Genomic DNA, 13,067 nt, shown 5'->3' on the forward strand with positions numbered 1-13,067 from the left:
TCATTTGCTCACGAACGTTAAGGACGCCCGGTGCAACACTTTCGACATCTCGATCCCGCAGTGCACGACGCACTGTTCTTCCGGCCACCCAAGAACATTCCCGTCGACGCGAACATCGTCAGTGTCGCAACGGCACTGGGCGCGACACTGTATATGCCGGCCACACGAACCGATCTGACGGCGACGTTGATCAAACGCAGCCGCATAGGCGTCTGCTCCTTGGTCATCGACCTCGAAGATGCCGTAGCCGATCACGATCTCGAAGAAGCACTCACCAACGCCGTGCGGACACTCGACGAGCTGGCCGCGGACGAGGACCTCACCGCGTTGGTGTTCGTCCGCGCCCGTACTCCGGAGCACATTCGCAGAATCTGTTCCGAGATCGCTCACGGTGCCGCCGCCCTCGCCGGTTTCGTGGTGCCCAAGTTCACCGCAGCCAACGGCGCATCCTTCCTCGACGCCATCGCCGCCGGTTCGAACGAGCACGGCAAGCGACTGTTCGCGATGCCAGTTCTCGAATCCGCCGAGGTCGTATTCCGAGAGACACGCGACACCGAACTCGTCGCGGTACGCGAACTGCTTCTGGCACACAGTGACCGAGTACTCGCGGTGCGCATCGGCGCCACCGACATGTGCGGCATGTTCGGTATCCGCCGCGACCGGGACCTGACCATCTACGACGTCCGCGTCGTCGCTGACGTCATCAGCGCCATCGTCAACCACCTCGGGCGCAACAACGGAACCGGATTCGTCATCACCGGACCGGTATGGGAGTACTTCGCCGATCACGAACGTATGTTCCGTCCCATGCTCAGGCAGACCCCGTTCGTCGAACCCGGGGCGGTGCGATTTCGGCAGCAGCTCGTCAGCAGTGACCTCGACGCTCTCCTTCGCGAAGTCGCATTGGACCGCGCCAACGGGATTCAAGGAAAAACGGTAATTCACCCGTCTCACGTTCCAGCCGTACACGCACTGTCCGCAGTCACACACGAGGAGTACCACGATGCGCTCGATATCTTGGAATCCGACGCCGGAGGCGTCCGTGCGTCGGGTTACGGTAACAAGATGAACGAGCTTGGACCACATCGCAACTGGGCGCGCCAAACATTGCTGCGTGCCGACGCTTTCGGCGTCACCAACGAGAAGGTGACGTTCGTGGACGTACTCACCGCTTTGGCGGACCGATGAACAACCCGACCGACGGAATCAAGGTCACCGGCACCGGCACTTCCTCGGAGTGGTCGGTCGAACAACTCGTTCGCCCCGGATTGCGTCGAAACCCAAGGCGTGCACATCTGTTGGTGTCGGAGGTACTCGGTAAGCACATACCGGTCGACCCCGAACTCGTGACCGCTGCGGCAGACCAACTCGGAACGCTAGTGCTCGACGCGGCCGGCGGGTCGGACGTCGTGGTGCTCGGGTTCGCGGAAACCGCAACAGGTTTGGGACATGGCGTCGCAGCACGACTCAACGCATATTCCTACCTACATTCGACGCGTCGCGACGTGCCCGGCCTCGAGGTGTACGGAGAGTTCCAAGAAGGCCATTCGCACGCGACGGATCACCAACTGTTGCCGACGTCCGCGGATATCCTGGCCGTACCGCTTCCACTTGTCTTGGTCGACGACGAGATATCCACCGGTAAAACGGCACTCGAAGCAATCCGCTCCGTCCATGCCGTTACTCCGCGGGCACACTACGTGATCGCCTCGCTCGTCGACATGCGAAGCGAGGAGCACATTCTCGAGACTGACGCCGTCGCGACCGAACTCGGCGTCACCATCGTCAGCGTGAGCCTCGCTCAGGGCAGCGTCGAACTGGCCGACGGACTCGTCGGTGATGTGACCGGACTACCGGACCCGACGTTCAATCCTGCCGCGGAGACCGCGGGCACCGTGACCCGCCTCGATGTGGATTGGCCCGCAACCGTTCCCGACGGCGGCCGTCACGGATTCCTTTCCTTCGACACTCCTGCCTTCGAGAACGCCATCGCTCACGTTGCCACGCGCGTCGAGTCCATCGTGTCCGCCGACAGACCCGTGGTGGTCCTCGGCCACGAGGAATTGATGTACCTGCCGCTTCGCCTCGCGTTGATCCTCCGCGCGGGTGGTCATCCGGCATTGTTCCAAACCACCACTCGGTCACCGGCTTACGTACTCGATACACCGAACTATCCGCTGCGTCGGGGCTTCCAGTTTCTGGCGCCGGAGAACGGTGAACCCGAGGCGCGGTACGTCTACAACGCCGACGGCCCGGAGAATGCGTTGCTGATTCTCGTGGTCGACGAGCCTGCGGACACCGACCGGCTTTTCGGCGAAGGTGGTGCCGTTCGCACTCTCGCCGCGTCCGGCGCCGATGTCCTCGTCGTCGTCATCACCGGCGCCGATCCGATGGCCCTGGCGGTATCGCGCCGCGCGGTGCCCCTGACCGGGCCCGCATTCGGTTCCTACGCCCCTGGTGAGGTGACGTGGCTGCTCAAGGACCTCTCGGGCATGGAGCTCGAAGCCGATGTCGGTGAGCGGGAGAGGCGAATTCAGGCGGGCACAGCGCACTACGCCGAATCACTGCCCGTAGAGTTCCAGCCCGATCTCGCGTACCGAGAATTGTTCGAAGAAGTACTGCAGGACAGTGCTTCTCGTCTTGCAGTCGCAGTCGGCACCGTCACCGAACTCGTTCTGGCCGAGCGCGGACACGACATCGTTCTCGCCTCATTGGCTCGGGCCGGCACACCGGTCGGGATACTGATGCGCCGCTGGGCACACTATGTGCACGGACTCGAACTGCCGCACTATGCCCTCTCGATCGTCCGCGACCGTGGAATCGATACCGTCGCACTGAAATACCTCGCAGACAATCACGATCCCCGATCCGTCGTCTTCGTAGACGGCTGGACGGGAAAAGGTGCCATCGCACGCGAATTGGCCGCTGCGCTGGCAGCATTCGAAGGCGCAGAGTTCAACAGCGACCTCGCAGTTCTGGCCGACCCCGGTCACTGCGCGCGGACCTACGGCACGCGCGATGATTTCCTCATCGCATCTGCCTGCCTCAATTCGACGGTCTCCGGTCTCGTCTCTCGGACGGTCCTCAACCGCGACCTGATCGACGAGGGAGAGTTCCACGGTGCCAAGTATTACGCCGACCTTGCACCGGACGACGTGTCCAACCATCTGCTCGACACAGTGTCAGCGCAGTTCGATGCGGTACGCGAGGATGTCGCCCGATCGGTAGCCGAAGTATCGAACTCGGATCGCACTCCGACCTGGACCGGATGGGCATCGGTGGAGAAGGTCCGCGAAGAGTTCGGGATCTCGCATGTCAATTTCGTCAAACCCGGTGTAGGAGAAACAACCCGAGTGCTTCTCCGTCGAATCCCATGGCGGATTCTCGTGCGCGACCTCGATGCCCCCGAACACCGACACATTCGTATGTTGGCCGCCGCCAGAGATGTTCCAGTGATCGAGGTATCCGACCTGGCATATTCGTGCATGGGCCTGATCAAGGATGTCACGTGAACACCCTCATAACGGTCGACCTGGACCGAACGATGATCTTCTCCGAGGCCGCGTTGGGGTTCGAGGTCGACGAGACCGTGGTCTGCGTCGAAATGTTCGAGAGAGCGCCACTGTCCTACATGACCACCGCTGCCGCCGAGTCGCTGCGCACCCTCACCGCCGATGCCGTCGTGGTGCCGACGACGACACGCACGATCGAGCAATTCCAGCGAATCTCACTGCCCGGTGCGCCGTGGCGGTTCTCGATCACGAGCAACGGCGGCAACATCCTCGTCGACGGTGAACCCGACCGTGCATGGCGCGCCGGTTTCTCGGACATCGATCTCGGCGGGGTCCGCGAGGAACTGACGCGTCGAACGGGCGGCGACTGGGTTCTCAAGCGTCGGACTGCGGACGATCTTTTCTGCTACCTCGTCGTCGAACCCGCAGCGGTTCCGCCCGAATTTCTCGCGGACTGGTCTTCGTGGTGTGCCGCGCGTGGATGGAACGTCTCGCAACAGGGACGCAAGATTTACACGATGCCCGACGTCGTCTGCAAGAATCGCGCCGTCGCCGAGGTTCTCACGCGCTGCATCGACGACGGCGTTCTCGACGTCGGGGCCCTCACGCTTGCTGCGGGCGACGGCGCACTCGATGCAGACATGCTCATCGCCGCCGACCGGTCCATCAGGCCGCGGCACGGCGAGCTGGAGGCGATGAACTTCCAGCACGACGGGTTGGTGGTCACGACGTCGGCGGGTGGTCTCGCAGGCGAGGAGATCCTCACCTGGCTGCATGCCGAGACGGCTCGAGAAGTCGATGGAACCATCCGTGCGTCCGCTGCGTCGAACAAGGCAAGGGGTTGACGCACACACGGGGGTACAGGCATGGGCTTGGGAAGAACGGGCTCGAAAGGTAGGCCCTGGACGGGCGCGGGTCGTGTTGCATCCGCGGAATCGGGTCCTACGCCGACGCATGTTCCGGAGCACCAGGCATGAGCGGTGATCCTTCGGAAGAACTGCAGCAGACCCTGCGCACACTCGAGAGCATCAGCGGGTTCGGTGACATGTCGGCGCAGGAGTTCGGCGATCTGACACGCGCCGTCATCTACCAAGAGCGAGACAGTTACGCGTACGGCGGCGGTTACGAGCCCAAGGCAGTGTTCGACGACGACCCATTCGATGCAATGTCGCATGGGGAGATCTTCGGGAAAGTCGAGCAGTTCCAACCTGAACGGGCCGGGGAGTCCTCCAACAACTGGCGAGCGATCGGAGCCCACGCGGCCGAGGGCGCCGATCAGTTCGCTCAGGCAATGGCCGCGGTGAACAGCACCAGCTGGCAGGGCCCATCAGCCACCGCCGCAGTCGACGGTGTGCAGGCGTACACGAAGTCGACCGCAGAGTTGAAGACGACTGCGCATCTCGTGGCGAACAAGCTGCTCGAGGCATATACGGGTCTTCAGCAGACCAAGGCGAGCGTTCCGCCTCCGCTGCCTACCGGCCCGTTCGAGAAAGTGCTCGACGCGACTCCTGGTTTTCTCGTGCCCGGTGCGTTGAAGCAGGCCCAATACGCACGCGAAGAGGCCGAAGAAGCTGCGCGCCAGGTCATGCGCAGTGTGTACATGCCGGTCGTGCATCAATCCGACGACCAAGTTCCGATTCTGCCGACCGCGCTCGATCCGGTCACCGACGGTGGCGCGGGTGACGCAGGCAGGTACCGACCGGGCACCAAGGGCCTCGGCTTCGATGCGCAACCCTTTCCTCGAGCGGACGCTTCGGCCACCGGGCCCGGATCCGGCAATGGTGCTTCGGGGCAGACCGGTTCACCTGCCTCCGACGGCGGTGCTGTTCGATCTCCTGCATCGGATGCCCGGGACACCGGGACAGAGGCGTCGAGTTGGGCGCCCGGTGAGACACCACAGTCGCCGCAGCCGCCGACCGGTCCGGCCGGGGCGCAGCAAGGGGCGAATACCCCTTCCGGATTCTCACCATCGGGGTCCTCACCCGGTGGCTCGGTTCTGGGCAGCCCACTCGGTGGTCCCCGAGCTTCTGGTCCAGGCGGTTCAGGTCCAGGCGGGTCGGGTGCCGGCGGCTCGGGTTCCCGGGGCGGCAGTTCAGGCGGTACCGGTTCTCGGTTCGGCGGGGGCTCCGGCGGGGGCTCCGGCGGTTCGGGCTCGGGGTCGGGCATGGGTGGGTTAAATCGCCCTGGGGTCGGCGGCTCGGTTCTCGGGGCTCCTGGACAGGGCGGTACCGCGGCTGGGGGCCAGGGATCGACCGGAGGGTCAGGTACGGCCGCGGGCCGTGCCGGTGCCCCTGGAATGGGCGGAATGTCGCCTGGCGCAGGTCGCGGAGGGCCTGGGGGCGCAGACGACGTTCACAAGACGCCCGGCTATCTGATCGATGCCGTCAACGGAGACGAATTGATCGGCACGCTCCCACTTGTCGTTCCACCGGTGCTCGGCGGGTGAACGAGCGCGGGTGGACCATGACCGGCCTCGAATTTCGGCTCATGATGGAACAGTTCGGCCGCGATCGATTGCCGTTCCCGCTGCAAATTCGTGCAACCGCACGTTCGGCAGCCGAATATCACCATCAATGCCACGAGGCGTCCATAGGCGTCGCGGCGAAGATGGACGAAGACTTGCGCGAGGCCGGACGGATCCTTCTCGACCCACGGCTTCGAATCGAAGTCGTAGGCCATACGAGGAGCACGAGTGCAGCCGACGGCTCCGCGGACGTCAAGATCCGTGGCCATGCCGCGATCCGACACGACAGTGCAGCGGTGCTGATCCAGCAGCCCGGACTCGATGATTCCTCCGGCGGCCCAGTGACGGTTCGCCTGGTCGCCTCGTATCGAGCCGTGAATGCAGTGTTGGACGCACTGCCCGAATCCCCGAAGGGCAGCAACCCTCGCATCGACATCCCGCGGCCTTCGCCGATCGGACAATCGACTGCGAACTCCGTCGTATTCGACAGCGCCACAGGGTCGACCTCCAGGGAGCACTTCGATCGGCTTCTGGGCCGACGTCGAACCAGCGCAGGCGAAATCCTCCTCTGCCCTGGCAAAGCCACCGACAATCGAGTGGAAATGGACTTGGCTGGTTTTCACTGGCTGGACAACGCCGATGACGGTCGATACCTGGTCCGGTCCGGTTCTACTGTAAGCGTCATTCCCGCCTCCGATTCCGACGTGGCCGCCGAGGTCCGAAGGCTAGCCGCAGAGTTGCCAGCCGAGACCTGAAGCCTGCGACGGGCACCGGTTGTGGAACTTCGTCCACAGCATTCGGACATTTCGACCCAGTACATTGGTGTGCGCACTTCACGACCCGCTCTCATCGAAAAGGACACACATTGTCTGCTCCAGCCGGTCAGCCCTTGGCGAAGGGACAAAACGGTCCGATCACCGTGAACAACGTGGTCGTATCCGTGCAGCTCAGCGCTCCCGCCGACTTGTCGGCACTTCTGGTAACCGGCGACGGCAAAGTCCGGACCGACGCGGACTTCGTCTTCTTCAATCAGCCGACCGGGCCTGGTGTTTCTCTGGCCCCCGGCGCCGCAGGACAACCCGGACAGTTGTCGATCGCGCTGACCGAAATCCCCGCCGATATCGAACAGATCCGCGCAGTCATCACTCTCGACGACGCTTCGAGCAGCTTCGGCCGAGCCACACCGCCGACCGCTCGCATCGCCGACGCGCAGGGCAACGCGTTGTACGAGTACGTCGTCGACGGCCTGAGCAGTGAGTCCATCGTGATCGCTGTGGAGGTGTACCGACGCTCGGGCACCTGGAAAGTTCGGGCGGTAGGACAGGGCTACTCCGGTGGTTTCGCTGCACTCGTCACCGACCACGGTGTGTCCGTCGACGACGCTCCCGCCGCGCAACCGGCAGCCCCGGCTCCTCCCGCGGCCCCGACTCCGCCTCCCGCACCGACACCACCGCCGTCCGGCCCATCCGAGGTCAATTTGACGAAGGCCCGTCCGGTCAGTCTGACCAAGGGTCAGAAGGTCACCCTGCGCAAGGACGGTGGCGTCGCGCTGACGAGGATCCGGATGGGTCTGGGATGGGACCCGGTGGCGGCGCCCAAGAAGACAGGTTTCTTCGGCGGTGGCGGACGCAGTGGGGCCATCGATCTGGACGCGTCGGCGATCATGTTCGCCGGTCGCAACGTGGCTGACGTGGTGTATTACGGCCAGCTGAAGGCCAAGGATGGGTCGATCCTGCATCAGGGCGACAACCTGACCGGCGCCGGTGAAGGCGACGACGAGGTTGTGAACGTCGACCTCACGCGTGTGCCGGCGAACGTGACCGCGATCGTGTTCACGGTGACCTCGTACCGAGGACAAACTTTCGAGCAGGTCGAGAACGCATTCTGCCGCCTCGTCGACGACACCAACAACGCCGAACTGGCCCGCTTCACACTCCAGGGAGGGATGCCGTTCACCGGTCTCGTCATGGCAAAGGTCTACCGCGAGGGTGCTAACTGGAAGCTTCAGGCCATCGGCGACGGCATCGCCGCCAAGCATGCGGGCGAAGCAGTTCCGCATCTCGGCAAGTACATCTAGTCCACTCGCATCGGCACGGAAACCGCCTGCGGTGCGGTGGTTTTCGTGCCCCGATGCGTATCCGGTGCCTGGTCGAGCACCCCACCCACCGGATCGTCCACCCCGCCCAGTCTCACGAGATCCTCATCCGGGCGATAAATCTGCCGAACTATCAACGCGCACAGTGCGATCACGGCAACGTCACGCACGACGACGGTCGCGGTGAACCACTGCTCCGGGACACCCTTGTCACCGACACCGAGGTAGTAGTACATCCGGGGGAACCAGACAAAGGCGTCGACCGCCATCCACGCCAGCAACAGTCTGCGATGCGGTAGTGCGAGCACAGCCAGCGGCACGAGCCATAGAGAGTACTGCGGACTCCACACCTTGTTGGTCAGCAGGAACCCGGCGACGACGAGGAAGCTCAGCTGCGCCAATCGCGGACGCATCGGAGCATTCATCGCGATGTAGGCGATACCGGCGCACACTGCAACGAACAGCACCATTGTGACGGTGTTGAGAAACAGCGGTTTGTCACCCGGGTACAAGGTTCCGTCGAATCCACTCCATCCGGTGAACGACGAGATGACGTTGTAGATCGAATCCGGGTCGGCAGCGCGCGTGGAGTTGAGCCGAAAGAACTCCGACCATCCGCTCGGAAACAGGAGTGCGATAGGAAGATTGACAGCCAGCCACGCCCCCAGCGCGGCACCGGCGGTCAGCGACCATTCGCGCATTTTCCCAGCGCGCCAACACAATACGAGCAGCGGGCCGAGGAGAATCAGGGGATACAACTTGGTCGCGCCGCCGAGACCGAGCAGAACACCGGCCAGTACGGGTCGCTTCTTACCCCAAGCCAAGATTCCTACGGCAGCGAAAGCTGTTGCCAAAGCATCGAAATTGGTGAAACCGTGCACGATGACCAGTGGTGAACCTGCCACGAGGGCTGCATCCCAGATGCGCCGGCCTGCCGACATCGCTGTCGCCCAGACGGTGACCAACCATGCAAGGGCCAACCCGATCGCGACGACATTGAAGTAGATCACCACCGAGAGCGCCTGCGGCAGCCAAGAAATCGAACTCCACGCCTTCGCCACGACCATCGAGCCGTACTGATACATACCCGACAGGACCGGGTACTCCATGTAGCGAATCTGTGTGGTTCCGTCCGCGGCCACTTCTTCCCAGGACTTCTTGTACGGGAAGGCACCCTGATCCAAGCGCTCTGCGCCGTACAACGGAACGGTGTCGGAATAGCACATTGCAACGTACTGACGGTTGCCACTCCAGTCGAGACCCAGCGATCCCTCTGGACCGTTGGGCGCCTGTTGAATACAGCCGGCCTTGGCGAACCAACCGAAACTCAGGAACACCACGGCGAGGAGTAACACCACCCGAAGCGGCGTCAAAAATCGTTGGCGCCCGATCAGCGCATGTTTCCCCGCAGACCCCCCGATGGCCGCAGCGAACTCTGCGGTCATCGGGTCGTTCGCGCCTGGTAGGTCTCGGGCCACGTTCGAGGAGCGGTCGGGTGCCAACGGCCCCGGGCTCGCGACGACTTTCCTCGCCCCGGGTTCGGTGGCTCCGGGTTCGATGGCTCTGTCGTCGCTCACCCCGTCACGTTACCGAGCCGGAGCAGGTTCGAGCTCTTCTTGGGGCGTCTGTGGTGTGGCGGGTTCGGTCGTCTGCGACTGCGCCGGCGCCGGGGCGAGACCGGGTAGCGGAATCGTCACCCCTGGAAGAATCTCGACCTGGCGCGGTGTGATCACGACGGGCGGCGAGATCTCCGTCGGGATCGGCAACGTGATCGGCGGTGGTGGCGTCACCACTGCTGCGCTGGGTGGTGTCGTGGACGGTGCTGCGGGAGCGGAGTACTGCGGCACACCAGCCTGACCGGCGATCGGCTCCGGCGTCGGGAAGGTCTCGTTGGACGTTCCTTCCAACGAGCCGTCCATCGTGTCCTTCCAGATGTCCGACGGGAGTCCGGAACCGTAGATCGATCCGCCGTAGCTGTTCTGCAGCGGAAGTCCCTGTTCGGTTCCCACCCATACTGCCGTCGACAGTGAGGGTGTGTACCCGACCATCCAGGCATCCTTGTTCTCACCGGTATCGCCGAGCTGTGCAGTGCCAGTCTTTGCGGCGGATTGACGGCCACCGTCCAGATTGTGACCCTTGGAGTATCCGGCAATGGGCCGCATCGCAGCCGTGACGTTGTCCGCAACAGCAGCGGACGTGACCTGCTCGCCTGCCTCTGCGGCCCGATCCAACAGGACCGTTCCGTCGGCCGTCACGACGCGCTGCACGAAGTGCGGTGCGTGGTAGACGCCGGACGCAGCGAGCGTCGCATAGGCGGAGGCCATGTCGATCACGCGAGACTGGTACTGGCCGAGCACGATTCCGTTGTTCGGTCCGACACCGTTCGGCTCGGTCAACGTGGGACCGACGCCCGGGATTTCCTCGGGGATTCCGAGCTTGTGTGCCATGTCGGCGATCACCTGCGAACCGTTGTCCATCGACAACTGCAAGCGGTAGAAGCTCGTGTTGAGAGAGCGTTTGAGCGCCTCTGCAATGGTGCACGTTCCGCAGGATTCACCCTCGACATTGCTGATGGGGATGCCGTTGACGGTAAGCGGTGAGCTGTCGAACATCTGCGAAAGCGGAATGCCTTGATCCAGTGCCGCAGCAAGGCCGAAGACCTTGAACGAGGACCCCGTCTGCAGGCCCGACTGGGCGAAGTCGAATCCGCCGCCGTCCGAGCCGCCGTAATAGGACTTGACTGCACCCGTGCGTGGGTCGATCGAAACGGACGCCGCGCGCAGCTCGGAGGGCTCGCCCTCCATGTTCGAATCGACCGCATCGATCACCGCAGCCTGCGCCACCGGATCGATCGTCGTGGTGATCTGCAATCCCTCGGTGTTGAGGTCCTGCTCACTGACGCCCGCCGCGGACAATTCACGCAGGACCTGGGACTTGATCAGCCCGTTGGGGCCGGAGTCACTGTCACCGGCGTCGGCCTGCGCGCCTGGAATCCACTGTGGATACTGCATCGCCGCACGCTGCGCCTGCTCCAGGCTGCCCTGCGCGACCATGCCGTCGAGTACGTAGTTCCACCGAGTCTGAGCACCCGTCGGGTTGAACTCGGGGTCCAGGCCGGACGGCTGCTGGATGGTGGCCGCCAGCATGGCACCTTCTTCGACGGTCAACTGATCGACCGGCTTGCCGAAATACGCCGTCGACGCGGCCGCGATGCCGTAAGCACCTCGGCCGAAGTAGATCGTGTTCAGGTATGCCGCCAGGATGTCGTCCTTGGACCACTGACGAGCCATCTTCGACGAGATGACCAGCTCACGCATCTTTCGTGTCAAGGTGCGTTCGGATCCGACAAGGGCATTCTTGACGTACTGCTGGGTGATGGTCGAGCCACCGCCTGCACTGTCGCGTCCGAGAACGTTGTCACGCAATGCGCGTCCGAATCCGGTGACCGAGAAGCCGGGATTGGAATAGAAATCCCGGTCCTCCGCTGACAGCACCGCGTTTCGCACGTGCAACGGCACCTGCTCGATCGAGACATCGGTGCGATTGCCCTCGGGGGGCACGACCTTACCGAGCACGCTCGTACCGTCGGACGCCAGAATGGTGGCGACCTGGTTGGTCTTGATGTCACCCGGGCGTGGTACATCCTCGACCGTGTAGGCGACCATGAACGTCAGAATCGGAATGATCATCCCCAACGCGATCAACGCATACAGCGTTCGACGGGCGACCCGCCACTTGGACTTCTTCTTCGTGTTCGCGGCGGAACCTCTCTCGGGCGGTTCGGGCGGTTCACTACCCGAAGAACGTGGGGGCGGGTTGTCCGGCGGGCCGGTCGGTGGAAGTCCACCGGAACCGCGTGCGCTGTGCGGGCCCGTTACTGGGCCGCGGTTGGGTAGCGGAGGGTGCCCAGGCGGTGGACCAGCCGGGCCATTGCCCGTAGGTGGACGGCCTGTAGACGCTCCGCCCGTGGGTGGACCGCTAGTGGGTGGACCGCTCGGGGGTCGACCGCTCGGGGGTCGACCCGCTTGCGGCGGCCCGCCCGGTACGGGTCGACCGGTCTGCGGCGGGGGCCCCTGTGGTCGGAGCGGCGGACCCTGTTGGCCTCCTGGCGGTGGACCCTGCGGCCGACCCGGAGGCGGACCTGGTGGCCGTCCCGTCGGGGGACCTTGCGGACGTCCTGGAGGTGGACCCTGCGGACGTCCCGCGGGTGGACCCTGCGGACGACCCGGAGGCGGACCCAGTGGCCGACCCTGAGCGTCACGTCGAACACCGGGAGGTGGGCCCATGGGTGGACGATCGGGGGGCGGGGCGCCGGCACCGGGGGTGTTGTCGCTGCCACCAGGCGTGTTGTCGCTGCCACCAGGCGTGTTGTCGCTGCCACCAGGCGTGGTGTCGTAGGGGGAACTCACGTACAGGTCTCCAGTGGTTGCGGCTGGCACATCCGTATGCCGACCGGGGTTGTCAGCGACGCGATGTGTGTCACTCGCTCGCTGTTCGACGGTTCGGTTCGCGAGATCCCGATCGGGGCCGTCGCGGTTGCTTCGGGGTGGGAACTGCACCTAGTACATAGGACTGGACCAGGTGATTCCAACTGCAGGAACGGCAGACTTCGACGACGTGTACCGAGAACTCCTCCTGCGTCGCCGCAAGGCGAACGAGTTCTTCCGCTGTGCGCGCCGAACCCGAGAGTGTCCCCAGCTTCTCGCCGAACACCCACGAAACGAGGGTGAGCTGCTCTTTGCGGCAGATCGGGCATGCGACATCACTACCGCGGCCGTGGAATTTGGCCGCACGCAGTAGATAGGGATCGGCATCACACACTGCGGCCACGCCGGTCCTGCCCGAGTACACCTCGGCAAGCAGTGACCGTCGCTGAAGGGCGTAGTCCACCACCTGTCGCTGAAGTCGCACGGTGACCAGAGTACGTGCGGCGCCAGACATGCGGATCGCGCATCCCGACTCTTGTGTGACTGCGCCACACCCTCCTTCGCCGAAA

At 64.0% G+C, this 13,067-nt stretch carries 9 protein-coding genes; 6 read left to right on the forward strand and 3 right to left on the reverse strand.

The window, feature by feature from the left end; genetic code table 11:
• Nucleotides 1–30: 30 nt before the first annotated feature.
• From BJI47_RS23355 to BJI47_RS23380, 6 genes are all read left to right on the forward strand, one after another.
• On the forward strand, nucleotides 31–1,188 hold the full coding sequence (locus BJI47_RS23355) for an HpcH/HpaI aldolase/citrate lyase family protein (RefSeq protein ID WP_088945979.1): 1,158 nt from the start codon (nucleotides 31–33) through the stop codon (nucleotides 1,186–1,188).
• The gene (locus BJI47_RS23360; protein ID WP_088945980.1) at nucleotides 1,185–3,512 is read left to right on the forward strand and encodes a phosphoribosyltransferase; all 2,328 of its coding nucleotides are present in this window, start codon (nucleotides 1,185–1,187) and stop codon (nucleotides 3,510–3,512) included. Before BJI47_RS23355 ends, BJI47_RS23360 begins: the two co-directional genes overlap by 4 nt.
• Nucleotides 3,509–4,357: an HAD family hydrolase gene (locus BJI47_RS23365; RefSeq protein ID WP_254900783.1), complete on the forward strand. Its 849-nt coding sequence runs from the start codon at nucleotides 3,509–3,511 to the stop codon at nucleotides 4,355–4,357. The genes BJI47_RS23360 and BJI47_RS23365 overlap by 4 nt, the downstream gene beginning before the upstream one ends.
• A gap of 128 nt (nucleotides 4,358–4,485) precedes the next feature.
• Nucleotides 4,486–5,958, forward strand: a complete 1,473-nt coding sequence (locus tag BJI47_RS23370) for a PPE domain-containing protein (RefSeq protein ID WP_088945981.1) — start codon at nucleotides 4,486–4,488, stop codon at nucleotides 5,956–5,958.
• Nucleotides 5,959–5,975: 17 nt separating this feature from the next.
• A complete protein-coding gene (locus tag BJI47_RS23375) occupies nucleotides 5,976–6,731 on the forward strand; it encodes an ESX secretion-associated protein EspG (protein ID WP_125458816.1) in 756 nt (251 codons plus the stop codon).
• Between the two features lie 134 nt (nucleotides 6,732–6,865).
• On the forward strand, nucleotides 6,866–8,053 hold the full coding sequence (locus tag BJI47_RS23380) for a TerD family protein (RefSeq protein WP_088946018.1): 1,188 nt from the start codon (nucleotides 6,866–6,868) through the stop codon (nucleotides 8,051–8,053).
• On the opposite strand, the gene BJI47_RS23385 is transcribed toward BJI47_RS23380, so the two are convergent.
• From BJI47_RS23385 to BJI47_RS23400, 3 genes are all read right to left on the reverse strand, one after another.
• Entirely contained in the window at nucleotides 8,050–9,516 is a 1,467-nt protein-coding gene (locus tag BJI47_RS23385) for a glycosyltransferase family 87 protein (protein ID WP_088946019.1), read from the reverse strand. The two genes, BJI47_RS23380 and BJI47_RS23385, sit on opposite strands and share 4 nt — an antisense overlap.
• 141 nt (nucleotides 9,517–9,657) lie before the next feature.
• Nucleotides 9,658–11,760, reverse strand: a complete 2,103-nt coding sequence (locus BJI47_RS23390) for a transglycosylase domain-containing protein (RefSeq protein ID WP_088945983.1) — start codon at nucleotides 11,758–11,760, stop codon at nucleotides 9,658–9,660.
• A 790-nt stretch (nucleotides 11,761–12,550) separates the two neighbouring features.
• Nucleotides 12,551–13,012 carry a DUF5318 domain-containing protein gene (locus tag BJI47_RS23400; protein ID WP_088946020.1) on the reverse strand — a complete coding sequence of 154 codons (462 nt, stop codon included), beginning with the start codon at nucleotides 13,010–13,012 and terminating at the stop codon, nucleotides 12,551–12,553.
• Nucleotides 13,013–13,067 lie beyond the last annotated feature (55 nt).

Source organism: Rhodococcus sp. 1168, assembly GCF_002091955.1.
Classification (GTDB): Bacteria; Actinomycetota; Actinomycetes; order Mycobacteriales; family Mycobacteriaceae; genus Rhodococcoides.